The sequence below is a fragment of the Bradyrhizobium sp. WSM2793 genome (assembly GCF_000379585.1).
Taxonomy (GTDB): Bacteria; Pseudomonadota; Alphaproteobacteria; order Rhizobiales; family Xanthobacteraceae; genus Bradyrhizobium.
Genome location: NZ_KB902795.1, coordinates 15,233 through 37,893 on the forward strand (window position 1 = coordinate 15,233; position 22,661 = coordinate 37,893).

The 22,661-nt window shown below is 65.0% G+C and carries 22 protein-coding genes and 1 pseudogene; 15 read left to right on the forward strand and 8 right to left on the reverse strand.

Features of this window, described 5'->3' with window-relative positions; genetic code table 11:
• Positions 1–116: 116 nt before the first annotated feature.
• The 3 genes and pseudogenes from A3AS_RS0126715 to A3AS_RS0126725 form a co-directional block, all read right to left on the reverse strand.
• Positions 117–317 (reverse strand): hypothetical protein, encoded by a 201-nt coding sequence (locus A3AS_RS0126715; protein WP_018320604.1) that lies wholly within the window; start codon positions 315–317, stop codon positions 117–119.
• A 409-nt stretch (positions 318–726) separates the two neighbouring features.
• Positions 727–1,473, reverse strand: coding sequence for a Crp/Fnr family transcriptional regulator (locus tag A3AS_RS0126720; protein WP_018320606.1), 747 nt, complete (start codon positions 1,471–1,473; stop codon positions 727–729).
• Positions 1,473–2,716, reverse strand: a pseudogene (locus A3AS_RS0126725) (PAS domain-containing protein); the annotation flags it as partial. The pseudogene A3AS_RS0126725 and the gene A3AS_RS0126720, both read right to left, overlap by 1 nt.
• Before the next feature lie 162 nt (positions 2,717–2,878).
• On the opposite strand from A3AS_RS0126725, the gene A3AS_RS43855 reads away from it, so the two are divergent.
• A complete protein-coding gene (locus A3AS_RS43855) occupies positions 2,879–3,325 on the forward strand; it encodes a response regulator (RefSeq protein WP_049814996.1) in 447 nt (148 codons plus the stop codon).
• Positions 3,326–3,679: 354 nt separating this feature from the next.
• Here the strand turns inward: A3AS_RS43855 and A3AS_RS0126745 are convergent, their stop codons facing one another.
• The gene (locus tag A3AS_RS0126745) at positions 3,680–4,462 is read right to left on the reverse strand and encodes an SDR family oxidoreductase (RefSeq protein WP_018320610.1); all 783 of its coding nucleotides are present in this window, start codon (positions 4,460–4,462) and stop codon (positions 3,680–3,682) included.
• Positions 4,463–4,637: 175 nt separating this feature from the next.
• Between A3AS_RS0126745 and A3AS_RS0126750 the strand changes: the two genes are divergently transcribed.
• The 5 genes from A3AS_RS0126750 to A3AS_RS0126770 all read left to right on the forward strand — a co-directional run bounded on the left by A3AS_RS0126750 (position 4,638) and on the right by A3AS_RS0126770 (position 9,508).
• Positions 4,638–5,813: a zinc-dependent alcohol dehydrogenase gene (locus tag A3AS_RS0126750; RefSeq protein ID WP_018320611.1), complete on the forward strand. Its 1,176-nt coding sequence runs from the start codon at positions 4,638–4,640 to the stop codon at positions 5,811–5,813.
• Positions 5,814–5,824: 11 nt separating this feature from the next.
• Positions 5,825–6,391 (forward strand): hypothetical protein, encoded by a 567-nt coding sequence (locus tag A3AS_RS0126755; protein ID WP_018320612.1) that lies wholly within the window; start codon positions 5,825–5,827, stop codon positions 6,389–6,391.
• Positions 6,372–7,976, forward strand: coding sequence for an alpha-amylase family glycosyl hydrolase (locus A3AS_RS0126760; protein WP_018320613.1), 1,605 nt, complete (start codon positions 6,372–6,374; stop codon positions 7,974–7,976). Before A3AS_RS0126755 ends, A3AS_RS0126760 begins: the two co-directional genes overlap by 20 nt.
• 180 nt (positions 7,977–8,156) lie before the next feature.
• Positions 8,157–8,336: a hypothetical protein gene (locus A3AS_RS0126765; RefSeq protein ID WP_018320614.1), complete on the forward strand. Its 180-nt coding sequence runs from the start codon at positions 8,157–8,159 to the stop codon at positions 8,334–8,336.
• Entirely contained in the window at positions 8,333–9,508 is a 1,176-nt protein-coding gene (locus A3AS_RS0126770; RefSeq protein WP_018320615.1) for a DUF305 domain-containing protein, read from the forward strand. Before A3AS_RS0126765 ends, A3AS_RS0126770 begins: the two co-directional genes overlap by 4 nt.
• Before the next feature lie 12 nt (positions 9,509–9,520).
• Here A3AS_RS0126770 and A3AS_RS0126775 read toward each other — a convergent pair whose 3' ends face one another.
• The 4 genes from A3AS_RS0126775 to A3AS_RS0126790 all read right to left on the reverse strand — a co-directional run bounded on the left by A3AS_RS0126775 (position 9,521) and on the right by A3AS_RS0126790 (position 12,843).
• Positions 9,521–10,129, reverse strand: a complete 609-nt coding sequence (locus A3AS_RS0126775; RefSeq protein ID WP_018320616.1) for a cysteine hydrolase family protein — start codon at positions 10,127–10,129, stop codon at positions 9,521–9,523.
• Positions 10,130–10,238: 109 nt separating this feature from the next.
• On the reverse strand, positions 10,239–11,045 hold the full coding sequence (locus tag A3AS_RS0126780) for an N-acyl homoserine lactonase family protein (protein WP_018320617.1): 807 nt from the start codon (positions 11,043–11,045) through the stop codon (positions 10,239–10,241).
• Between the two features lie 9 nt (positions 11,046–11,054).
• The gene (locus tag A3AS_RS0126785) at positions 11,055–11,444 is read right to left on the reverse strand and encodes a carboxymuconolactone decarboxylase family protein (RefSeq protein WP_008557256.1); all 390 of its coding nucleotides are present in this window, start codon (positions 11,442–11,444) and stop codon (positions 11,055–11,057) included.
• A 43-nt stretch (positions 11,445–11,487) separates the two neighbouring features.
• On the reverse strand, positions 11,488–12,843 hold the full coding sequence (locus A3AS_RS0126790; RefSeq protein WP_026202388.1) for an MmgE/PrpD family protein: 1,356 nt from the start codon (positions 12,841–12,843) through the stop codon (positions 11,488–11,490).
• Between the two features lie 228 nt (positions 12,844–13,071).
• Here A3AS_RS0126790 and A3AS_RS0126795 point away from each other — a divergent pair, with 228 nt between their 5' ends.
• The 9 genes from A3AS_RS0126795 to A3AS_RS0126835 all read left to right on the forward strand — a co-directional run bounded on the left by A3AS_RS0126795 (position 13,072) and on the right by A3AS_RS0126835 (position 22,642).
• Positions 13,072–13,965: an NAD(P)-dependent oxidoreductase gene (locus tag A3AS_RS0126795; protein WP_018320618.1), complete on the forward strand. Its 894-nt coding sequence runs from the start codon at positions 13,072–13,074 to the stop codon at positions 13,963–13,965.
• A 29-nt stretch (positions 13,966–13,994) separates the two neighbouring features.
• On the forward strand, positions 13,995–15,389 hold the full coding sequence (locus tag A3AS_RS0126800) for an MmgE/PrpD family protein (protein WP_018320619.1): 1,395 nt from the start codon (positions 13,995–13,997) through the stop codon (positions 15,387–15,389).
• Positions 15,390–15,468: 79 nt separating this feature from the next.
• Complete coding sequence (locus A3AS_RS0126805; protein WP_018320620.1) at positions 15,469–16,404, forward strand: branched-chain amino acid ABC transporter permease; 936 nt, start codon at positions 15,469–15,471, stop codon at positions 16,402–16,404.
• 2 nt (positions 16,405–16,406) lie between these two features.
• Positions 16,407–18,179 carry an ATP-binding cassette domain-containing protein gene (locus A3AS_RS0126810; RefSeq protein WP_026202389.1) on the forward strand — a complete coding sequence of 591 codons (1,773 nt, stop codon included), beginning with the start codon at positions 16,407–16,409 and terminating at the stop codon, positions 18,177–18,179.
• A complete protein-coding gene (locus tag A3AS_RS0126815; protein WP_018320622.1) occupies positions 18,166–18,873 on the forward strand; it encodes an ABC transporter ATP-binding protein in 708 nt (235 codons plus the stop codon). The genes A3AS_RS0126810 and A3AS_RS0126815 overlap by 14 nt, the downstream gene beginning before the upstream one ends.
• A 36-nt stretch (positions 18,874–18,909) precedes the next feature.
• The gene (locus A3AS_RS0126820) at positions 18,910–20,160 is read left to right on the forward strand and encodes an ABC transporter substrate-binding protein (RefSeq protein ID WP_018320623.1); all 1,251 of its coding nucleotides are present in this window, start codon (positions 18,910–18,912) and stop codon (positions 20,158–20,160) included.
• A gap of 35 nt (positions 20,161–20,195) precedes the next feature.
• On the forward strand, positions 20,196–21,434 hold the full coding sequence (locus A3AS_RS0126825) for an ABC transporter substrate-binding protein (protein WP_018320624.1): 1,239 nt from the start codon (positions 20,196–20,198) through the stop codon (positions 21,432–21,434).
• Between the two features lie 41 nt (positions 21,435–21,475).
• On the forward strand, positions 21,476–21,856 hold the full coding sequence (locus tag A3AS_RS0126830) for a carboxymuconolactone decarboxylase family protein (protein WP_018320625.1): 381 nt from the start codon (positions 21,476–21,478) through the stop codon (positions 21,854–21,856).
• A gap of 15 nt (positions 21,857–21,871) precedes the next feature.
• Complete coding sequence (locus A3AS_RS0126835) at positions 21,872–22,642, forward strand: SDR family oxidoreductase (RefSeq protein ID WP_018320626.1); 771 nt, start codon at positions 21,872–21,874, stop codon at positions 22,640–22,642.
• Positions 22,643–22,661: the final 19 nt, after the last annotated feature.

Here is a 22,661-nt window from a genome sequence, read left to right on the forward strand (position 1 = left end):
GGTTTCTGCCCACGACATCAGCGCATCGGTACGCGCCGACATCTAACCCGTTCCCGGCGCGTGCCGCCTGAACTGCTGCACGCTTCGCTCCGTTCACACGCCAGGCCAAGCCGGCGTCAAACCGGCGGCTGCAAGCCCGGCGAGCGCAGCCACTCGCTCATCTGGGACCCGGTCTCCGCCTGGCGCGCCTTACGCAACATCTCGTCGCGCGCCGCTCCGGGCGGAAGCGACTTGGCTTCTTCGCGCAGCCGCTCCGCTTCGGCGGTCAGACGCATCTCCAACAGATCCGTTTGCTTCACTCGACGCCGCGTCAACATGGGCGTTCTCCCTGATCACTGGGTCGGAGCGCTCCGTTGCGTTCTTACCGATTGAGGTCATCGCGCATAGCGATGGTTCTAGAACGTTCCAGAAGCGCAGCGGTTGCAGACCAAGCGCACCCCATGGTCGCGACATAACCTAGGTTAAATTAGTCTGTGACTAAATTTGCTAATCTGGCAACATCGAGTGACCGGCTTGGATTGGCGCAAATGGACGAGTATCGCCGACTGCAGAAAATCTGCGAGAGCCAGGCCGCTCTCAGCTCCTCCCCCGCAACGCGGACTGCGCTGCTGGAAATGGCGGAGGAGTATCGCAAGCGAGCCGAATGCACGGCACTTCGGGGGGGGCGAGCCGGCCAGTCCCGGACGCACCGAAGGCCTCGGCTAAAGCCAGCTGTCCCCGCCTCGATCAATCGCGCCGATAGAGCTGCAGGTAGTTCGGCGAGAACAACGCCGCGTCCTTGAGCGCGTCGAGATCGTTGATGGTCAGCGTGCGGTCGCGCAGCACGATCAGACCGGTCGCACGTAGCTCCTGCACCGTCCGGTTAAGATGCACCACCGACAACCCGGTGGCGTCGGCAAGATCCATCTGCGTGACCGGCATGACGCAGGAATTGCCGTCGACCATCCCGACGGGACGAAGCCGTTCGAATATCTCGCAGAACAGATGCGCCACGCGCTCCAGGGCGGTGCGGCGACCAAGGTTAATGGCCCATTCGCGCTGGATGGCGTTGTTGACGAGGGTCTCGCACCAGAACGCCTCGGCGAGCGAGCGATCGCTCATCGTCAGACTTTCGAAACGTGCGCGCTTGATCTCGGCGTAGACCACCGGCGTCATTGTCGCGATGGAATGGTCCATCACGGGGAGCAAGAACGCGTGCGCGTCACAGCTCTCGCCCGGAAAGATGAAATTGACGATCTGGCGCCGGCCGTCCTCGAGCGTCTTGTAGCGGCAGAGCCAGCCTGATAGCACCACACGGACGCTGTCAACGGGATCGCCCTCCGAGATCAAGTCTTCACTCGCCCCGGCGCGCTCGAGACCTTCGAGCAACGCATATTCAAGCGACGCACGGGCCTCCGACGACAACCGCCGCATCACGTTCAGCCGGCGAATGACCAGCTCCACCAGGCTGCGATCGGAGGTCGACAAGGACATCAGTCAGCCATCGCCGGTGTGTGGAACGTGCGCTTGTTCAGCGGAATAGCGATCGTGCATTGCAGCCCCGGGGGGTCGAATGCCAGGGAGGTCAGCCCCTTGAACTCGAACGCCAGCGTGCGCTCCAGAAGCTCCGTGCCAAAGCCCTTTCGCGGCGGCGGCTTGACCTGTGGCCCGCTGCGCTCGCGCCATTCGAACACCAGCTCCGCGGGCTCCGTGCTTTCGTCGATGCGCCAGCCGATTTCAATACGCCCGCTCGGCTGGCTCAAGGCGCCATATTTCAGCGCGTTCGTCGCAAGCTCGTGGATCGCGAGCGCGAACGTTTCGGCGGCCTTGGGCTGGAAGCGCACCTTGGGACCTGAGACCTGCATCTGCTCGCCCTCGCGGGCATTATAAGCGAGAAGCTCCTCGACCACGAGATATTCCAGATCGACACCGCCCTCGGGATCGCGTGTCACCAGCGCCTGGGTGCGGGCAAACGCGTTCAGCCGTCCGTCGAGATGGGAAGCATATTCCTCGACAGTAGTGGCGGATTCGGCCGAACGGCGGGCGATGGAGCGCACCACGCCGAGCGTATTGCGAACGCGGTGCTGCAGCTCGGCCAAAAGCAGGCGCTGCCGCTCCTCGGCGCGGGTGATCGCCGGAACATCGATGAAGGTGATGACAACGCCAGCGATGACATCGTCGATGCTGTGATAAGGCAGGATGCGCACGATGTAGCGCGTGTCGCCATCCAGCGCGCTCAGCTCACGCTCGGCGCTCGCAAGCGTACGCAGCACGCGGCGAATGTCGTCATAGAGTTCCTCGATCGGGATGCGCGCCTTGATGTGAGTGATGGGCCTGCCCGTGTCGGTCTCCACGAGATGCAGGAGCTGGGTAATTGCCGGTGTGAAGTTCATCACGCGCAGCTCATTGTCGAGAAAGACGGTCGCGATGCGCGTGCTCTCCAGGAAACTCTTGAGATCGCGGGTGGCGCGCGTCAATTCCTCGACACGGTGCGTCAGCTCGCCGTTGATGATGGTCAGCTCCTCGTTGACCAACTGCAACTCCTCGGGCGAAGCTCCGGGCTCCTCGTGGGCCAAATGTAACTCCTCGTTGAGAGACTGGTATCCTCGTGGACGGTTTCGGCTACTCAGGGATGCTCTTCAGGGTTGCTCGCGAACTCCTCGAAATGTGGCCTGGAGGCGCTCGCCTGTGGCGCGCGCAGCTCGCTCCCGGGACGCTCGACATGCTCGGTGCGCACTGGCCCCTACCATAGCAAAAATCGACATTCTCCCAACGGATCAAAGGCAAATGATGATGGAGTCGCGTTTGGCCATGGAACCCACCCCGGCTTCCATCGTTGGGACCAAACCGGCCTCCGACCCTATGTTCCCATCGGTCCGGCAGGCTTGCTGGAGGGATCATGTCTGTCTCCACCACCCCGCCTAGGCTAAGCTCGCCACTAACGGGTCGCCGTATCCTCGTGGTCGAGGATGAATATTTTCTCGCCGATGACATCGGCAAGGCGCTGCGCGCGCTCGGCGCGGAGATCGCCGGTCCCGTCGGCCACATCGAGGATGCGGTCGAAATGCTGCACGATGGCGGCGTGCTGGATGCCGCGGTGCTCGACGTGAACATCCGCGCCAAGCCGATCTTTCCGGTCGCCCGAGAGCTTAGGGCACGCCAGGTGCCCTTCGTGTTCACCACGGGCTACGACAGGATCAGCATCGAGCCGGAATTCCAGGACGTGCCGATCTGGGAGAAGCCGATCGACATCGTGGCCATGGTGCAGAATCTGGCGAGCCTCGTCGACGGTCAACCGTCGTCGCCGCAGCCATCGTCGCCTGAACGGGCTGCGCCTGCGGGATGAGCGAGCCGCAACCAAACGGGAATCAGAACAGATGCGCGAAGGCGAGCCAGGCGGTCACCGCCAGGCACAACACAACGGCGACGTAAGGTAGCGCGACGCGCAAGACGGCAAGCCTTTCCGCGTCAGCTCATCATCATCCAGGTAAATGCCGCCACCATCACGAGAAAACCCGTGATCGCGGTCGCGACAAAGGCCTGTTCGATGCGATCCATCGCCATCGCAGCCCCCTTTCCAGCCCGGGCAATGTGACCGCTTCCGGGCCGCCGCGCATTAGGCTATGTGAATCGGCTTTCCTCCTTTTGTCAGTCCGCCGGTTCAGCCGGGCAGCGCCGCGGAAGTTGCGACGACATCGCCCTACGACTTCGCCGTTCCCGGCTCGGCCATCTTGCGATGCTGCCTGGCCAGCATCTCGTTCGGGGTGACGTTGGCGACCGTGCTCTGGATCTTGTTCTTCAGCCCGGTGACGACATCGGACTCGCCGCGCAGCATCGCATCGAACCCCGCCTTGGCGACGCCGTAGGCGCCGTCCTTCTGCTCGGTGCCGACCTTGGTGTCCATCATGTCGGCACGGCGGAAGAACTCGGTCTCGGTGGCGCCCGGCATCAGGCAGGTGACGGTGACGCCGCTGTCGCGCAACTCCTCGCGCAGCGCGAACGAGAATGAGTCCAGGAACGCCTTGCTGGCGTTATAGGCCGCCTGGAAACTGCCGGGCGTGAAGCCGGCGATCGAGCCCGTGATCAGGATGCGTCCGGACTTGCGCCGCAGCATCTCGTTGCCGACGCGATGGATCAGATAGAGCGTGCCGGTGATGTTGGTGTCGACGAGATGCTTGATCCTGGCGAAGTCCTGATCGAGGAACGCCCTACCGAGGCCGACGCCGGCATTGGCCAGCAGCGCATCGATCGGCCGGTCGCCGACCGCGGCGCAGAGCTTGTCGACGCCCTCGGTGGTGGCGAGATCGGCTTCAACGGCCTCCACGCTGACGCCGAGCCTGCGCAGATCGACCGCCACCCGCTCGATCATCGGCTCGTCAGCCGCGATGACGAGGTTGAATCCCGCCTGGGCACAGCACCTTGCGAGTTCCAGGCCGATACCGGTTGAAGCGCCGGTGACGATTGCGAGTTGATTGGCGGGCATGAGCGTGTCCTCGCTTGAGGTTGATCACGCCCAATCACTGCCCCGCGCGCTCGTTCCTATCCGCGTCGCGATTTGCGCCAGCCGGTGCAGTGCGAAGAATTTGCGCGCGGCGTTAGCAACCATCGTTCACGCCTCGACTTAGTTGGCCAACTGGTTCAGTCGGGAGGACGGAAGGATGAAGGCGCTGGTTTGGCACGGCAAGGAGGACATCCGCTGCGACACCGTCACCGATCCGGAGATCCAGGACCCGCGCGATGCCATCATCAAGGTCACGAGCTGCGCGATCTGCGGCTCCGACCTGCACCTCTTCCACAATTTCATCCCGGGCATGCTGCCCGGTGACATCATGGGCCACGAGACCATGGGCGAAGTGGTCGAGGTCGGCTCCGGCGTCGACGGCAAGCTGAAGAAGGGCGATCGCATCGTCGTGCCCTTCACGATCATCTGCGGCGAATGCGACCAGTGCAAGCGCGGCAATTTTTCCGTATGCGAGACCACCAACCGCAAACGCCATCTGGCCGACAAGGTGTTCGGACACACGACGGCCGGCCTGTTCGGCTACACCCATCTGACCGGCGGCTATCCCGGCGGCCAGGCCGAATATCTCCGCGTGCCCTATGCCGATGCCACCCACATCAAGGTGCCGCCAGGCATTCCCGACGAGCAGCTGCTGTTCCTCAGCGACATCTTCCCGACCGGCTGGCAGGCCGCCGTGCAATGCGACATCGAGCCCACCGACACCGTCGCGATCTGGGGCTGCGGTCCCGTGGGGCAGATGGCGATCCGCAGCGCCATCCTGCTCGGCGCCAATCAAGTCATCGCGATCGACTGCCTGCCCGAGCGGCTCAGCATGGCGGAAGCCGGCGGCGCCACCATCATCAACTTCGAGACGGAGAGCGTGGTGGAACGGCTGAACGAGCTCACGGACGGCAGGGGACCGGAAAAGTGCATCGACTGCGTCGGCATGGAATCGCATGTGATGGCCTCCCTGCCCGACACGCTGCTCGACCGCGCCAAGCAGATGGTGATGGCGGAAAGCGACCGGCCCCACGTGCTGCGCGAGATGATCTATGTCTGCCGGCCCGGCGGCATCATCTCGGTGCCCGGCGTGTACAGCGGCCTGTCCGACATGCTTCCGATGGGCGCCTTCATGAACAAGGGCCTGACGATGCGGACCGGCCAGACCCACGTCAACCGCTGGACCGACGACCTGCTCCGCCGCATCGAGGAGGGCGAGATCGATCCCTCCTTCGTCATCACCCACACCGTCCCGCTCGAACAAGGACCGGAGATGTACCAGGTGTTTCGCGACAAGCGCGATTCCTGCGTCAAGGTCGTGCTGAGGCCCTGAAGGAGCAAGCCATGTTTCATTTCTCCAACATCGTCCGCACCAAGGGCGATCCGAAGATCGTCGAGGGCGGGCCGAGCCTGAAGCGGCCGGAAGATCAGCTCGCCCGCGCGCTCGGCTGGTTCAGCATCGGCCTTGGCGTCGTCGAATTCTTCGCGCCGAGACGCGTCACGGAAACGCTGGGCATGGAAGGCCATGAGACCATGGTCCGCGCCTTCGGTGTGCGCGAGATCCTGGCCGGGATCATGTCGCTGTCGGTCGACAAGAACGCCGGCCTGTGGGCCCGCGTCGGCGGCGACGGTCTCGATGCCGCCGCGCTGCTGTCGGGGCTGACAGCCGACAATCCCAAGAAGGGCAACATCGCGCTGGCGCTCTTGATGGTCGGCGGCATCGCCATGCTCGACTACCGCGCCGCGCAGGACACCAGGCCGAGGCGGCCGCCGCGCGAGGCACGGCGCAAGCTGTATCCGAACCGCAGCGGCTTCCCCAAGGGCATCGAGAGCGTCAGAACGGCGGCCAGGCAGATCGCAGCGCCCGCCGATAATGAGGTGAAGCAAGGCGATGAGCGTCGAGTCCCGTGATAAAGCTGCGTGGTGGGAATCCGCCGTCATCTACGAGATCGCACCGATCTCCTTCCAGGACTCCAACGGCGACGGCAAGGGCGATCTCGCCGGCTTGCTGTCGCGCATCGACTACCTGAAATGGCTCGGCGTCGACGCAGTCTGGCTGACGCCGATCTACAAGAGCCCGTTCCGCGACCTCGGCTACGACATCTCCGACTATTGCGCGATCGATCCTGCCTTCGGCAGCCTCGGGGATTTCGACCGGCTGCTCGAAGCCCTGCACGCCGAAGGCATCCGACTCATCCTCGACCTCGTTCCCAATCACACCGCCGATGATCACGAATGGTTCGTCGAGAGCTCCAGCTCGCCCGCCAGCGCCAAGGCCGACTGGTACATCTGGGCCGATGCGGCCGAGAACGGCGGGCCGCCCAACAACTGGCGTAGCCGCTTCGGCGGCAGCGGCTGGGAATGGTGCGAGGCGCGGCGGCAATACTATTATCATTCCTTCCTGGTGGAGCAGCCCGACCTCAACTGGCGCAATCCGCAGGTGCGCGGCGCGATCGCGGGCGTGATGCGTTTCTGGCTCGACCGCGGCGTCGACGGCTTTCGCGTCGATGCCAGCGCGGTCCTGATCAAGGACGAATTGCTGCGCGACAACCCGCCCAATCCGGCGGCCGGGAGCAAGCCGCCGCCGCAGCGCCAGACGCCCGTCTTCACCGACGACCGGCCGGAGACGATGGATTGCATCGAATTCATCCGCGAGGTGATCGACGGCTATCGGGGACGCATGCTCTGCGGCGAAGTCCAAGGCAAGACCGACCGCATCGGCCATTTCTACGGCAACGACAAGCCGCGCCTGCATCTTCCGCTCAATTTCGCGCTGCTGGATACGCCGTGGAGCGCGCTGTCGCTGCAAGCGGCGATCGACGCCTATTTCAACGCCCTGCCCGCGCATGCCTGGCCGGTCTGGGTGATCGGCGGCCACGACAAGCAGCGGGTCGCGAGCAAGATCGGCGAGGCGCAAATGCGCGTGCTGGCGATGCTGCTGATGACGCTGCGGGGAACGCCGTTCCTCTTCATGGGCGACGAGATCGGCCGCAAGCGCGTGCCCATTCCACCCGACCGCGTCCATGATCCTTTCGAGAGGCTGGTGCCGGGATATGGCCTCTGCCGCGATCCCGAGCGCGCACCGATGCGATGGGACGACAGCCCCGACGGCGGCTTCACCACGGGCCGTCCGTGGCTGCCGCTGGAGCCTTCCGATGGCGCGGCCAATGTTGCCGGGCAGCGGCGCGACGAGCACTCGATGCTGGCGCTGTTTCGCGCGCTGATCACGCTGCGGCGCGAGCATGCGGGTCTGCATCACGGCGGTCATGAGCCGCTGCGCGCGCAGAACGACGTTCTCGCCTACAAGCGGACCGACGGCCGCAACGAATTTCTGGTCGCGCTCAACATCGCCGCCGAGCCGCGCAAATGGCACTGGCTGGGCCGCGGCCGCCTGCTGATGTCGACGCATCTCGACCGGCCGCCGGCGCCGCTGCCGGATGCTTCCATCCTGCTCCGGGGCAATGAAGGCGTGATCATCGCGCTCGATCCGCGCTGAAGGCCGCGAGGAACCATCCGCGCGTCAGAGCGTCTGATCAACGCCTCCGACGTCCCCCCTGCCGGAGGCAGACAGCACGAAACCGCAACCCCGGCGCTCACCGCCCCTTCAGGCGCCGGGGTTAGCGGCGTGGGTCTGGGAGGCAGGTCACCTTGGGAGACAGCCATTTGGAGACAAGCCATGGGCAAGACAAAGGGACTTCAGCAACGCATCGTCGGCAAGACCAGGCAAGCCGTCGGCGAGATCATCGGCGACCAGGATCTGCACGATGACGGCAAGGCCGAGGCCGAGCGCGGCCGCGACGAACGGGACAAGCCGAGTGAGCTCAACCCGCTGAAGAAGCTCAAGCAGCTGACGTGAACGCAGAGCCGCGACCAGCACTTGCCAATGCAGCGCGGCGCACTGACAAAGGCTCGTCGCGGGTCACGGGGAGACGACGACGTTCGCGCTGGATTGCCGCCGCCGAGCTCGGCCTGATCAGCAGCACCTTCTCGACCATCGTCAGCCAGCTGTTCGCCGCGCGGATCGGCCGCGATGCCGCGGTCGACTGGATGACGGTCGCCGCCATTCCCGCGCGCGACTGGGCGATCAGCGCGGAGCCGTCATGGAGTGCGGTCCTGACCGGGATCGCCTTTCATCAATGGGCGGATTTTTCCTGGGCGCTGGTGTTCTTCGGTGTGCTCGGACGCTGGACCGCCGAGTTGCGGCCGGCGACCATCCTGCTGCTCGCGCTACCCTGGGCCGCGTTCTCGTCGGCCACGGAATGGTTCGTGCTGGTGCCGCTGTTTCCGTTCTGGCAGCCGCTGTTCACGCTGCAGCAGCCCTATTGGATCGGCCTGCTTGTTCATGGCACCTCGGCCCTGATGTATCCTCTGTTCGCCCGGTTGCGCTGGAGGCGCGGCGCTGCAGCCGAGCGCGACATCCGCTTCACCAACGTCTGGATCACCGGTGCGCTGGCTGTGATGGCGCTGTTAGGCGCGATCGCGTTGTTCGGCAGCCACGGCTACGAGCCGCCGTGGATAGGCCGCGACAGGGATGCGGACCAGACCTATATCCGTCACATGACGGCGCATCATGCCCAGGGCATCGATCTGGCCCGGATCGCCGTGGAGCGCGCCCAGGACCCGCATCTGCGCAAGCTCGCGATGCTGATGGTCGCGAGCCAGGCCGGCGAGAGCCGGATCTTCGAGAACTGGTGGCTGAGCTGGTTCGACACGGAGATGCCCGACTGCAGCACCGAAGAGCGTGCCGCCATGCCGGGCTTCCTGACTCAGGCCGAGATGCGACAGGTCAAGGCCGCGCCGGCGGACCGGTTCGACGCGGTGTTCGTCGAGACCATGAGCAGGCATCACATAGGCGCGGTCAGGATGGCCGACCGGATGTGGCGGAGTAGCGGAGACCCGCGCCTCCGCATCATGGCGCATGCCATTCGCCACGCCCAGCAGGGCGAGATCGCGCTGATGCACGATGCGAGCGGCATTTCGGCCGTCGCCACGGCCGTCCGCAACATGCTCGCCGACAACGTCAATTGAGCGCATCGCCTCCTACTTCCGCCAGAACTCGGCCAGTTCTTCCGTTGTCACCAGGTCAACCTGGCCGTGAAAGCGGGTGCGGTACATCGTCATGAGCGCATCGTGCCCGACGTCGGACGAGCTGCACAAGGCGTCCTCGACGATGACGACCCTGAAGCCGAGATCGACCGCGCTCAGGACCGTCGAGAGCACGCAGACATCCGTCTCAGCGCCCGAGATCACGACCGTACCGACGTTCTTGTCGATCAGCAGGCCCGCGAGGGCGGGATTGCTGAACGCCGAATAGGCCGGCTTGTCGATCATGGCAGCCGGCGGAACGAACTTGCTCAGCGCGGGCACCAGCTCGAGCGCGGATGGCGGCAGATGCTTGCGCGTTGCCTGGCTCCAGCGATGAAAATAGCTCTGCCACTGGCCGGGGCGATCTTCCGGATCCTGCGGCGTGATGAAGCGCGTGAAGATGGTTCTGGCCTGGTGGCGCGCAACGATCGAGACGATCGCCGGCAGGACGCGCTCCATCCACGGCGTCGCCCACAGACCTCCGGGGGCGAAAATGTTCTGCATGTCGATGCAGAGATGAACGGCCTCCCTGATCTCGGCCACTTCCGACGTGCTGTCCCTCATCGTCCTCCACCATCAAGCGCATTCGGCGATCCATTGCGAATGCGAAGGCGAAGGCTTTGGTTCCGAACCGCCGCGGTGCAGAGGCAGACCTGGAACCCGCGACGCGCGGTTAGGCCGGCGTTGCGGTCGGCGCCACGTCGAGGCGAACCGCAATCCCATTCAGCTCCGGCCTTGGCGCCGGGTAGAGCTTCATGACGAGCGGATCATGACCGGGAACGATGTGGTCCGCGCCAGGCGCCGCGGCGCGCAGCTTGTCGAAGCCGACAAGCATGTCGCCGACATGAAACGCCGTCGTGAACGGACGCTCGCTGGTCATGTTCTCGTAGAAATGACTGACGTCGGAGGCGAGCACGACAGAGCCGCGGCGTGTGTTGACGCGGACGAATTGAAGGCCGGCGGAATGGCCGCCGGCCGCATGCACCGTCAACCCGGGCGCAATCTCGGCATCGCCGTCGTAGAACAGCACCCGGCGTGCGTAATTCAGCCGCACGATCCCGCAGACGTCCTCGACCTCGAACGAATGCGACAGCCGCGGATATTGCATATAGCGCCCGGTGGCGTAGGCGAGCTCGCGTTCCTGCAGATGAAATCGCGCGTTCGGAAACCGGTCGAAATTACCGACGTGGTCGTAGTGCAGATGCGTGAGGATCACATCCCCGACGTCGGCAGGGTCGATATCGAACGCGGCAAGCGTCTCGACCGGGCAGCGCAGGAAATTCCGCCTGCGCTGCCTGGCCACTTCCGCGTTGAAGCCGGTGTCGATGACGAAGCTGCGCCCGCCTCCCCGCGCCAGCCACATGAAATAGTCCATCGGCATCGGTCCGTCATGCGGGTCGCCGCCGATGAAGTGCTCGCTCCGCTGCGCATCCCGCGTTGCGTAGCGGATGGCGAAGAGCTCGTAGTCCGGGTCAGCCATGGGATTCGCTCAGGAACCGGCCGCGTCGACCTCATTGAAGGCCTCGCGCGCATTGCGGAAGGCGTCGATGCCGGCGGGAACGCCGCAATAGACCGCGACCTGGAGCAGGATCTCCTTGATCTCCTCCTTGGTCAGCCCGTTCTTCAGGGCGCCCTTGACGTGCAGCTTCAGCTCATGCGGCCGGTTCAGCGCGCCGAGCATGGCCAGATTAACGATCGAGCGCGTGCGACGGTCGACGCCGGGCCGCGTCCACAGCGCACCCCAGCAGAATTCGGTCGACCATTCCGCCATGGTGCGCGTGAACTCGTCGGCGCCGGCAATCGACTTGTTGACGTAGTCCTCGCCGAGCACCTCCTTGCGAACCTTGAGGCCTTTTTCGAACAGTTCGGTCTTGCTCATGATCGTCCCTTTCAGGTCTTGAGAGAGTTGAGTTGGAAGTTGATTAGCGCGATGCCGGTCGCAGCGATTGCAGGAGATTGCCGACGTCGTCGACCGAATCGAGCCGCCAGATGGCGTCGATGACACGGTCCGCATCCCAATCGCTTCGACCGGTCCGCACGCCATCGCGCAGCTTGGCCTCGATGTCGCGATCTGTGAGCGGTGCGGCGAGACTGCCACGCGGTGCGATCACGGTCTCGGTGAGGACCTCACCGGACGACAGTCGCAACGTCACGCGCGTGGCGCCATCGCCCATCTCGCCGTCCAGCTCCGCCCTCACCTTCTGCCGCAGCTGCACGATATCGGGCCGGACCACAGCCTCATGCGCGAACTCGGCGACCCCGGCCGTGCCGAGCAATAATCCGCATGCCACGCAATGATGGATGCTGACGCGCGCATCGCGCTCGTTGTTGACCGGGCGATCGCCGCGGGCAAGCAGCAGCGCCGAGCCTTGCACCGTCACCAGCTCGATCTGGTCGACCCGCCCGCCGATGCGCTCGCGCAACGAGAGGCAGGCGTCGATCACCGCGTGAAAGACGATGCCGGCGGGATAAGGCTTGTAGGTGTTCTTCGCGATCTCCCAGGTCTTGCCGAGACTATCGAGCAGGCAAGCAATATCGGGCTCGTCTCCCATGGTGCGCGCCCAGCCGAGCGGGCCTTCGATGGCGCGGGGCGCCGCTTCATAGCCCTGCTGCGCAAGCAGTGCTGCAAACAATCCGTTCCGCGCCGCGTTGCCAACGCTGACATTCTTGGCTGCACTGGGCAGGTTCTCGACATTGCCCGCCGACTGGCTCGCCGCGAGCCCGATTGCATTCGCAATCCCCTCCGCGGGCAAGCCCAGTAGTTTCGCGCAAGCCGCCGCTGCGCCAAAAATCCCACAGGTCGAGGTGATGTGCCAGCCGCGTGCGTAGTGGCGCGGCGAGACTGAATTGCCGATGCGGCATTCCACATCCACGCCGAGAATGAATGCGGTCAACACCTCCCGGCCCGACAGTTTGCGCATCTCCGAAAGCGCCAATATCGGCGCAGCAACTGGCGCGGCGGGATGAATGATCGTCTCGGGATGGGTGTCGTCGAAGTCGAGCAAATTGGCCGAGATGGCATTGAGAAATGACGCACACAACGCATCCATCGGCTGCGAGTGACCGATGACCGTCGATGTCGCGGCCCCGCTGAACGGCGACAGCGTGCGCATCGCCGAGATGACCACGGGATCGCGCGCGGAGCCGAGCGCCGTCGCGAAGAAATTGAGAATCGATCGACGCGCCTCCGGGCTCTGCGCCTCCACCTCCGCCCAGGACGAAGCAGCGACGAAATCGGCGAGCGTCTTGCTCACACTCGGAATTGGGACTTGCGGCACGCGGAGCGTCTTCCTCGTTTTCCCGAACCTTATGCCGATCCGCGGCAAACTGTCGACCCTAAATGTTATGCTTGACAGCTTGTCTGACAATCATAACAATCTGGCCCGTTGGCGCGGGATCCCCGCTGCCACGACGATGGCGGCCGAGACGGCCGGCCGGCGAACGCGTTCGACCAACGAGATGAAGAAGGCGCGCCCGTCACGGGATCGCGCGACAGGGAGTAGACGATGGCGGGAGAGATTCTCGGCGTAATCGGCACGGGCCGCATGGGCGGCCCGATGGCGGGACGATTGATGGACGCGGGCTATTCGCTCGTCGTCTATGACACGCAGGCCGAGGCGACTCAGCCGCTGGTCAAGCGCGGCGCACTGCTCGCCAGTTCGCCGGCCGACGTCGCTTCACGCTCCGACATCGTGCTCGCCAGCCTGCCGACGCCCGACATCGTCAAGGCTGTTGCGCTCGGCCAGGACGGCATCAGCAGCGGCAACCGTACGAAGATCGTCATCGATCTCTCGACGTCTGGGCCCGGCGCAGCGAAGTTCGTTGCCGAAGGCCTGAAGGCCAAGGGGATGACGCTGGTGGATGCGCCCGTGAGCGGCGGCATCAAGGGCGCCGTCAACGGCACGCTGGCGGTGATGGTCTCATGCCCGCAGGCGACTTACGACACCGTGCAGCCGATCCTGAAGAACTTCGGCAAGCTGTTCTACACCGGCGACAAGCCGGGCGTGGCGCAGACCGCCAAGCTCGCCAACAATCTGATGGCAGCAGCCGCGCTCGTCATCACCTCGGAAGCCGTCGCGATGGGCGTCAAGGGCGGCGTCAACGCAAAAGTGCTGATCGACATCATCAACGCCAGCAGCGGCCGCAACAGCGCCTCCGAAGACAAATTCCCCCGCGCGGTGCTGCCCGGCACCTTCGATTTCGGCTTCGCCACCGGCCTCTCCTACAAGGACGTCCGTCTTTGCGTGGACGAGGCCGAGGCGATGGGCGTGCCGATGGTCTGCGGCGCGGTCGTGCGGCAGATGCTGGCGATCACCAATGCCAAATACGGCGCCTCATCCGACTTCACCTCGATCGCCAAGGTGCTCGAAGAGTGGGCCGGGGTCGAGATGCGCGGCTGATCGCACAAGCCAGGGGAGAACGACCGGCGATGACGACGGGCCCGTCAAGATCAGGCAAGATGCCGCTCGCGCGCCAGATGGCGCGGAGCGTGCTCGCGCGGGATCTCGGAGATTTCGGGCCGGAAATCATCGCCAAGGCAAAACTCTGCCTGCTCGACTTCCTGTCCTGCGCCTTCGAGGCGGGCCATCATCCCTGGAGCCGCCAGGCGATTGCGATCGCGCAAGCCGGCGACAGCGCAACGATCATCGGGACGTCGCAACTCTCCTCGCCGGCCGATGCAGCTTTCGCCAATGCGGTGATGGGGCACGGTCTCGTGCGCGAAGACATGCATGCGGCCAGCATCGCGCACCACGGCGTGGTGATCTGGCCGGCCCTTCTCGCGCTGTCCGAACAGGCGCCGCTGCACGGCGCCAGACTGCTGACGGCCGCCATCATCGGCTATGAGACCGGCGCAAGGATCGGCCGCGCGCTGCGGACCTCGGACCTCGCACGCCTCTATCGCCCGACCGGCCTCGTGGCCCCCTTGGGCGCCGCGCTCGCGGGAAGTTTTGCACGCGGCCTTTCCGAGGACCAGGCCACCAGCGCGATCGCGATCGCGGCCAATACCTCCAGCGGACTCAACGAGTGGCCGCATACCGGTGGCTCCGACATGTATTTCCATCCGGGCTTTGCAGCCAGCAATGCGATCAAGGCAATTGGCCTGGCCGCAGCCGGCGCCTTTGGCTCGGAAACCATACTGGAGGGTGAAGCCGGCCTGTTCGCCGCTTATCGCCGCCAGGCCGCGCCGGACAGCATCGCGCTCTTCCCCAATGGCGAGTGCGAGATCATGGCCGTCTACAACAAGCCGGTGCCGGCCTGCAATTTCGCGCAGACCGCCGCGCAAGCGGCGCTACGCGTTTCGCACGAACTCGCCAGCGCGGAGGAGATCGACCGGGTCGTCATTCGCGCGCCGGATGCCGCCGTTCGCTACCCCGGCTGCGACTCCATAGGTCCCTACCGCAATGCGCTTCAGGCCAAGATGAGCATTCCCTTCAGCGTCGCGGCGACGCTGGCGCGGGGCGAGATCGAGGAAGACAATTACGCCGAGCTCGACGATGCCGACGTCATCCGCCTGATCTCGGTGACCGAGCTCAAGGCTGACGCCGGCTTCACCGCCGCCTTCCCCGGCAAGCAGGGTGCCGAAGTGTCCGTGCAGCTGCGCGACGGCCGGACCATCCGGCACGCTCTGCCCGACGTCATTGCCGCGACACCTGCGGATATTCGCGCACGCTTTCGCAGCTCGGCAGCGGGAGTCCTCGGTGAGGACCGCGCGCGTCGGCTCGAGCAACTCATCGACGATTGCGAGCAGCTCGGCAATGCAGGCGACATCGCCGCGCAGTGCCGCCTGAACGCAACGGAACGGGCTTTACGATCGGCATCATGAGAAGTGCCGGAGAGTACGGGGGAAACATGGTCGATCTCGAGACCAGCTTAGAATTGTCAGCGGCGCGGAGGCGAGGCTGATGGAAGGATTCCTGCAAGCGCTCGCCGCGGGGCTTTTGATCGGCGCCGTCTACGGCCTGATGTGCGTCGGGCTCGGCCTGATCTTCGGCGTCATGCGCGTCATCAACTTCGCCCATGGCGATTTCATGATGCTCGGCATGTACACCGCCTTCTATCTCTTCACCGCCGCCGGCATCCAGACATTGTTCGGCAATGCCGTCGGGCCGTTCGTCGCCATCCTGCTGGCCGGACCGGTGCTCGCAATGTTCGGCTATTTCGTGCATCGGGCGCTGATCTCGCACGTGTCGGGGACGCGCACCGCCTCGCTCGAAGGCGAAGGCCATTACGCCCAGCTCATCCTCACGCTCGGCATCGCGCTGATCCTGCAGAATGGCGGCCTCATAGTGTTCGGCTCCGTGCTGGCCTCGATCCGCACGCCGCTGTCGAGCTCGGCATGGGAGCTCGGTCCCTTCTTCGACATGAGCATCTTCCTCAACAAGGCCCGCAGCATCGATATGATCGTCTCGCTGGCGATCATGATCCTGCTCTCGCTGCTGATCACGCGCACGCGGATCGGCAAGTCGCTCCGCGCCGCCGCGGACAATCCGACGGCTGCGACCTATATGGGCATCGACGTCGACCGCGCGCATCGCACCGCCTTCGCATTGGGCTGCGGCATCACCGCGATTGCCGGCGGCCTGCTTGCCACCAACTACCCGTTCCACCCCTTCGTCGGCCTCGAATACGTCATCGTCATGTATGCCGGCGTCGTGCTCGGCGGCATGGGCAGCATCATCGGCGCGTTCTGGGGCGGCATGACGATCGGCCTCGTGCAGCAGATGTCGACGCTGATCCTGCCGACGCAATTGCAGAACGCCGCGATCTTCGCCGTCTTCCTCCTCATCATCTTCTTCCGTCCGCAGGGCTTCTTCGGGCGCATGGTCGAGAGGACGTGACCATGCTCCGGATGCGCTCCTTTCTGCCTCCCCTGCTCTTCACACTCGCCTATGCGGTCGTATCGCTCGGCGTTACCAACTCCTACTATCAGCTGATCCTGACGCTGGTGCCGGTGTGGGCGGTGTTCGGGCTGTCGTGGAATCTGCTCAGCGGCTACACCGGCCTGATCTCGTTCGGTCACGCCGCCTTCTTCGGGATCGGCGCTTACGCGACCGCGCTCGGGCAGATCTATTTCGACATCTCGCCCTGGCTGCTGATCCCGGTCGCCGCCATGCTCGGCGGCATCGCCGGGCTCCTGATCGGTTTTCCGACCTTCCGCCTGCAGGGCCACTACTTCGCGCTGGCGATGCTCGCCTACCCGCTCGCCATTCTCTACGTGTTCGAATGGCTCGGCTTCCAGGAGGTGACGCTTCCGATCAAGCGCGAGGCGCCGATCGCCTACATGCAGTTCGCCGATCCGCACCTCTACACGCTGCTTGGGCTGGCGCTCATGCTCGCCACCATCGTTCTGACGCAGGTGATCGAGCGATCGCGCTTCGGCATGGCGCTGCTCGCGATCAAGCAGAACGAGGCTGCGGCCGAAGCCGCCGGTATCAACACGCTGGCCTGGAAGTTGCGCGCGATCACGCTCAGCGGGGCGATCGCCGCCGCCATCGGCGGGTTCTACGCGCAGGTGCTGCTGGTCGTGACCCCGGCATCGGTGTTCGGCATGCTGGTGTCCGCGCAGGCGCTGACGGTCGCGATGTTCGGCGGCGTCGGCACGGTCTGGGGCCCGGTGATCGGCTCGGTGATCCTGATCCCGCTCGCCGAGATCCTGCACGCCGAAGCCGGCGCGCGCATCCCCGGCATTCAGGGCGTCATCTTCGGCATCGCCATCGTCTGCGTCATCCTGCTCGCGCCGGAAGGCCTGTTCTGGAAGCTGCGCGACCTCCTGCGCAAGCGCACCGCATCCAAGGCGGCGGTCAGTGATACACCGGAAGCAGCAGCTGCCAACGTGACGGCCCTGAAGCCGGCTGCGCGACAGCGTGCCGCCACCGGCGAGGTCGTGCTCGAAGTGAAGAACCTCTCGCGGTCCTTCGGCGGCCTCAAGGCCGTGCAGGACGTCAGCTTCAAGCTGCACGAGAACGAGATCCTCGGCATCATCGGCCCCAACGGCGCCGGCAAGACCACGCTGTTCAACCTCCTCAACGGCTTCCTCAAGCCGAGCCAGGGCGAGGTGCTGATCGACAGCCGCAACATGTCGGGCCAGCGGCCGCACGTGATCTGCGAGGCCGGCATCGGCCGCACCTTCCAGGTGATGCGGCCGTTCCTGCGCATGTCGATCCTCGACAATGTCGTGGTCGGCGCCTATGTGCGCGCCCGCACCGACGATGAGGCGCGCAAGATGGCCGCCGACGCGGTCGTCCGCGTCGGGCTCTCTGCCGTCGCCGACCGTGTCGCCGGCGAGCTCTCGACCAAGGAGCTGCGGCTGATGGAGCTGGCCCGCGCGATCGCGGGCCAGCCGCGCATCCTGCTGCTCGACGAGACACTCGCGGGCCTCGGCCACGGCGAGGCCGACGAGGTCGTGGCCGTGATCCAGCAGCTCGCGCGCGACGGCATGACCATCGCGATCATCGAGCACACCATGCAGGCGATGGTGCGGCTGGTCGACAGATTCCTCGTGCTCGACCACGGCGCCGTCATCACCGAAGGCCTGCCGGAAGTGGTGACGCGCGACAATCGCGTGATCGAGGCCTATCTCGGCAAGAAATGGGTGGGCCATGCTGCGAATTGAGCGATTGAGCGCGGGCTATTCGGCCAAGCCCGTCCTGAACGACGTCTCGATCAATGTCGGCGCGGGCCAGTTCGTCGCGATCGTCGGACCCAACGGCGCCGGCAAGACCACGCTGTTCAAGACGATCTCCGGCATCGTCAAGCCGAGTGGCGGCGCGATCACGTTCGACGGCGTCGATCTGCTCGCGGTGCCGCCGCCACAGCGCGCCCATCTCGGCATCGCCCACGTCCCGGAGGGACGCCAGGTCTTCCCGTCACTGACCGTGATGGAGAATCTGGAGATGGGCGCGATGACCGAAAGCGGCCGGCGGGACTGGCAGGCCAATATCGAACGCATCTTCGAATGGCTGCCGGTGCTGAAGGAGCGCCGCGATCAATTCGCGGGCACGATGTCCGGCGGCCAGCAGCAGATGCTCGCGATCGGCCGCGGCCTCGCCTCCTCCCCGAAGCTTCTGATGCTGGACGAGCCCTCAATGGGGCTGGCGCCCTCGACTGCGGACTTCATCTTCGAGCGGCTGATCGAGATCCGGCGCCAGTCCGGGCTGACCATGCTGCTGGTCGAGCAGCGCGTCGCGGAAGCGCTGGAATCCGCCGACCACGGCTATGTCCTCGAAGCCGGACACGTCGTGCTCGAAGGCAACAACGCCACGCTGCGCGCCGACGACCGCGTGCGGAAGGCCTATCTCGGCATGTGACGACGATAAAAAAACAGGGACCTGGGAGCAAACAAAATGGACAAGACATCGAAAAGCAAAATATCGACGGGCCTCACGCGCCGCACCGTGCTCTCCGGCGCCGCGGCCGTCGGCCTCGCCGGTGTAGCGCGCGCGCAGGCACCTGGCGAGATCAAGGTCGGACTGATCGTGCCGCTGTCGGGCATCTACACCCGCCCCGGCCAGGTGATGAAGATGGGCGCCGAGATGGGCATCGAGCACATCAACGCGCAGGGCGGCATCAAGGCGCTCGGCGGCGCCAAGCTGAAGCTGGTCGTGATCGACTGCGGCGATACCACAGAAAAAGCCAAGAACGCGGCGCAGCGCATGGTGGCGCAGGAGCCTGATCTGGTCGCCGCCACCGGCTCCTATCTGTCCTCCTTCACGTTGGCCGTCACCGAGGTGACCGAGCGCGCCGAACTGCCGGTGCTGACGCTGTCCTATTCGGACCTGCTGACTGACCGCGGCTTCAAATACATCTTCCAGACCGCCGCGACCGCGAGCCGCCAGTCCGAGCTCGGCCTGCCGACGCTGATGAAGCTCGCCGAGAACGCCTCGGGCAAGAAGCCGAAGACCGTGGCGATGTTGATGGACAACACCGCGACGTCGGTGGCCACCGCCAAGGCTCTCAAGGAGCGGCTGTTCGCGCAGGAGGGCCTCCAGCTCGTCGTCGAGGAAGTCTGGACCCCGCCGCTGTCGGATGCGACGCCGCTGATCCAGAAGGTTCGTTCGGCAAAGCCCGACCTGCTGCTGTTCATGCCCAATGCGGTGTCGGACGCCAAGCTGGGCCTCGAGAAGATCAGCGAGTTCGGCCTCGGCCAGGGCAAGATCCCGACCGTGTCCTTCAGCATCACCATTGCCGAGCCCGACATGCTGCAGAGCGTGAGCCCGGAGACGGTGCAAGGCATCATGACCATCGTCGCCAATTGGGGCTCGAAGGGCCACGAGGCGCTGATCGCCGAGCTCAAGACCAAATACAAGGAGCCCTGGATGACGCAGAACGTCATCTCGACCTATGGCGACATGTGGCTGATGAAGGAAGCCCTGGAGAAGGCCGGCAAGGCCGACCGCAACGCGGTCGCGCAGGCCTTCCGCACCATGGATGCCGGTCCGTCGAAATATTATCCGGGCGGTCAGCTCAAATTCGACGAGAAGGGCCGCCGGGTCGGCGCCGGCGTCGTCATCGTGCAATGGCAATCGGGCGTGCCTGTCACCGTTTATCCGCCCGAGCTCGCGCAGGCGCAGCCGTTCTGGCCGAAGAAATCCTGACAACGTCGCGCAATTTTTCAGGGAGGAGAATTGTCATGACTGCCAAGAGCAAGATCACGATATCGCGGCGAACGCTGCTGGCCGGCGCCTCCGGCACGCTGATCGCGTCCCGCGCCGGCTGGGCGCAGCAACCTTCTGAAGTGAAGGTCGGCCTGCTGGTGCCGATCTCGGGACTCTATGCCCGCCCGGGAACGGTGATGCGCGAAGGCGCCGAGATGGCGATCGACCACATCAACGCGCAAGGCGGCGTCAAGGCGCTCGGCGGCGCCAAGCTGAAGCTCGTGGTGCTGGATTCCGGCGACACCACCGAGAAGGCCAAGAACGCGGCGCAGCGTATGGTGGCGCAGGAGACCGATCTGGTCGCGGCCAGCGGCGCCTATCTGTCCTCGTTCACCCTCGCCGTGACTGAAGTGACCGAGCGCGCCAACCTGCCGATGCTCACCCTCTCCTACTCCGACCTGATCACCGAGCGCGGATTCAAATACGTGTTCCAGACCGCGGCCACCGCGGGGTCGCAGGCACGACAAGCGTTGCCCCAGCTCATCAAGCTGGCGGAGACGGCTTCCGGCAAGCGACCGAAGACGGTCGCGATCCTCACCGATAACACGGGGGCCTCGATCGCCTCCGCCAAGGCGATGCGCGACGGCCTGCTGGCGGAGAACCAGTTGCAGCTGATCGTCGACGAGACCTTCACCCCGCCGCTGGCGGATGCGACATCGCTGGTGCAGAAGATACGTTCGGCCAAGCCCGATCTGTTGTTCTTCCTGCCGACCGTGATCTCGGACGCAAAGCTGCTGCTCGAGAAGATGAACGAGTTCGGCCTCGGCCAGGGCAAGATTCCGACGATCTCCTTCGGCATCGCGATCGCCGAGCCCGACATGCTGCAGACCGTTAGCCCCGAGCTGCTCCAGGGCGTGTTGACCTGCGTTGCCAGCTGGGGCGCCAAGGGCCATGAGGCGCTGATCGCCGAGTTGAAGACCCGCTACAAGGAGCCGTGGATGACACAGAACGCGATCTCCACCTATGGCGACATGTGGGTGATCAAGGACGCGCTGGAGAAGGCCGGCAAGGCCGATCGCGTCGCCGTCGGCGAAGCGCTGCGCACCATGGATGGCGGCCCCTCGAAATATTACCCACTGGGCGAGATCAAGTTCGACGAGAAAGGCCGCCGCGTTGGCGCGGGCATGACCATCGTGCAGTGGCAAGCCGGCATTCCAGTCACGGTGTTCCCGCCCGAACTCGCCCTGGCAAAACCGTTCTGGCCCAAGAGCTGACCTAAGAGCTGACAACACCAAACCAAGAAACGGAGATCACAATGGACAAGGCGACCTACGACCGCGGCCTCGAAATCCGAAAGAGCGTGCTCGGCAACGAATTCGTCGACAAGGCGATCGCCTCCGCCGATGAGTTCAACCGGCCGATGCAGGATCTGACCACGGAATATTGCTGGGGTTACGTCTGGGGCCGCGAAGGCCTCACCCGCAAGACACGCAGTTTCCTCAACCTCGCAATGCTCTGCGCGCTCAATCGCCCGCACGAGCTGAAGACCCATGTCCGTGGCGCGCTCGCCAATGGCGCGACCAAGGAGGAGATCCGTGAGGTCTTCATGCAGGTCGCGATCTATTGCGGCGTGCCGGCGGGCGTCGATGCGTTCCGGAACGCGAAGGAAGTCTTCGCCGAGCTCGACAGGAAGTAGCGGAGCGTGGCCGCGATGAAGGGCAAATGGGCACTCGTGACCGGTGCGACCGCGGGCCTCGGCCTCGCCGTCGCGGAGGGCCTTGCCGGCGCGGGCGCCAATATCGTCCTGCACGATCTCGCTCAGCCGAAACAGGTCGCAGATGATCTGCGCGCCCGCTTCGGCGTCGAGGTCATCGCAGCCGGCGCCGATCTGTCCCGGCGCGAAGCGATCGAGCCCATGATGGCGGACCTGCTCGATCGCTGCGGCGCCATCGACATCCTCGTCAACAACGCCGTCGTGCGGCATTTCTCTGCCATCGACCAGTTTCCGCCCGAGCGCTGGGACCAGGCCCTCGCCGTCAATTTGTCGGCGCCGTTCCACCTCATCCGCCTGGCGCTGCCGGCGATGAAGCAGCGCGGCTGGGGCCGGATCATCAATATGGGCTCGATCTATTCAAGCCGCGCGGTCGAGGACCGCATCGACTACGTCACCACCAAGACAGCGATCGCAGGCATGACCCGCGCGGTGGCCATCGAGACGGCGCGCAGCGGCATCACCTGCAACACGCTCTGCCCCGGCACGCTGCCGACACCCGCCATCCTGAACAAGATCGCGACGATGGCATCGAACAGCGATCGTCCGGTCGAGGACGTGACGCGCGACTATCTCGGCGAGCGTCAGCCGACGCAGCGCTTCGTCGAAATGGATGCGGTCGCCGCCATGGTCGTCTTCCTCTGCGGTCCGGCCGCAAACGACATCACCGGCGCCAGCCTGCCGATCGACGGCGGCTGGTCGGTTGCATGAGAACTGGAATGGGAGTGCT

What these genes read in the sequence shown, in the direction of transcription:
- A3AS_RS0126715 (WP_018320604.1), bottom strand. Translation starts at nt 317, where the DNA reads ATGTTGACGCGGCGTCGAGTGAAGCAAACGGATCTGTTGGAGATGCGT.
- A3AS_RS0126720 (WP_018320606.1), bottom strand. Translation starts at nt 1,473, where the DNA reads ATGTCCTTGTCGACCTCCGATCGCAGCCTGGTGGAGCTGGTCATTCGC.
- A3AS_RS43855 (WP_049814996.1), top strand. Translation starts at nt 2,879, where the DNA reads ATGTCTGTCTCCACCACCCCGCCTAGGCTAAGCTCGCCACTAACGGGT.
- A3AS_RS0126745 (WP_018320610.1), bottom strand. Translation starts at nt 4,462, where the DNA reads ATGCCCGCCAATCAACTCGCAATCGTCACCGGCGCTTCAACCGGTATC.
- A3AS_RS0126750 (WP_018320611.1), top strand. Translation starts at nt 4,638, where the DNA reads ATGAAGGCGCTGGTTTGGCACGGCAAGGAGGACATCCGCTGCGACACC.
- A3AS_RS0126755 (WP_018320612.1), top strand. Translation starts at nt 5,825, where the DNA reads ATGTTTCATTTCTCCAACATCGTCCGCACCAAGGGCGATCCGAAGATC.
- A3AS_RS0126760 (WP_018320613.1), top strand. Translation starts at nt 6,372, where the DNA reads ATGAGCGTCGAGTCCCGTGATAAAGCTGCGTGGTGGGAATCCGCCGTC.
- A3AS_RS0126765 (WP_018320614.1), top strand. Translation starts at nt 8,157, where the DNA reads ATGGGCAAGACAAAGGGACTTCAGCAACGCATCGTCGGCAAGACCAGG.
- A3AS_RS0126775 (WP_018320616.1), bottom strand. Translation starts at nt 10,129, where the DNA reads ATGAGGGACAGCACGTCGGAAGTGGCCGAGATCAGGGAGGCCGTTCAT.
- A3AS_RS0126780 (WP_018320617.1), bottom strand. Translation starts at nt 11,045, where the DNA reads ATGGCTGACCCGGACTACGAGCTCTTCGCCATCCGCTACGCAACGCGG.
- A3AS_RS0126785 (WP_008557256.1), bottom strand. Translation starts at nt 11,444, where the DNA reads ATGAGCAAGACCGAACTGTTCGAAAAAGGCCTCAAGGTTCGCAAGGAG.
- A3AS_RS0126795 (WP_018320618.1), top strand. Translation starts at nt 13,072, where the DNA reads ATGGCGGGAGAGATTCTCGGCGTAATCGGCACGGGCCGCATGGGCGGC.
- A3AS_RS0126800 (WP_018320619.1), top strand. Translation starts at nt 13,995, where the DNA reads ATGACGACGGGCCCGTCAAGATCAGGCAAGATGCCGCTCGCGCGCCAG.
- A3AS_RS0126805 (WP_018320620.1), top strand. Translation starts at nt 15,469, where the DNA reads ATGGAAGGATTCCTGCAAGCGCTCGCCGCGGGGCTTTTGATCGGCGCC.
- A3AS_RS0126810 (WP_026202389.1), top strand. Translation starts at nt 16,407, where the DNA reads ATGCTCCGGATGCGCTCCTTTCTGCCTCCCCTGCTCTTCACACTCGCC.
- A3AS_RS0126815 (WP_018320622.1), top strand. Translation starts at nt 18,166, where the DNA reads ATGCTGCGAATTGAGCGATTGAGCGCGGGCTATTCGGCCAAGCCCGTC.
- A3AS_RS0126820 (WP_018320623.1), top strand. Translation starts at nt 18,910, where the DNA reads ATGGACAAGACATCGAAAAGCAAAATATCGACGGGCCTCACGCGCCGC.
- A3AS_RS0126825 (WP_018320624.1), top strand. Translation starts at nt 20,196, where the DNA reads ATGACTGCCAAGAGCAAGATCACGATATCGCGGCGAACGCTGCTGGCC.
- A3AS_RS0126830 (WP_018320625.1), top strand. Translation starts at nt 21,476, where the DNA reads ATGGACAAGGCGACCTACGACCGCGGCCTCGAAATCCGAAAGAGCGTG.
- A3AS_RS0126835 (WP_018320626.1), top strand. Translation starts at nt 21,872, where the DNA reads ATGAAGGGCAAATGGGCACTCGTGACCGGTGCGACCGCGGGCCTCGGC.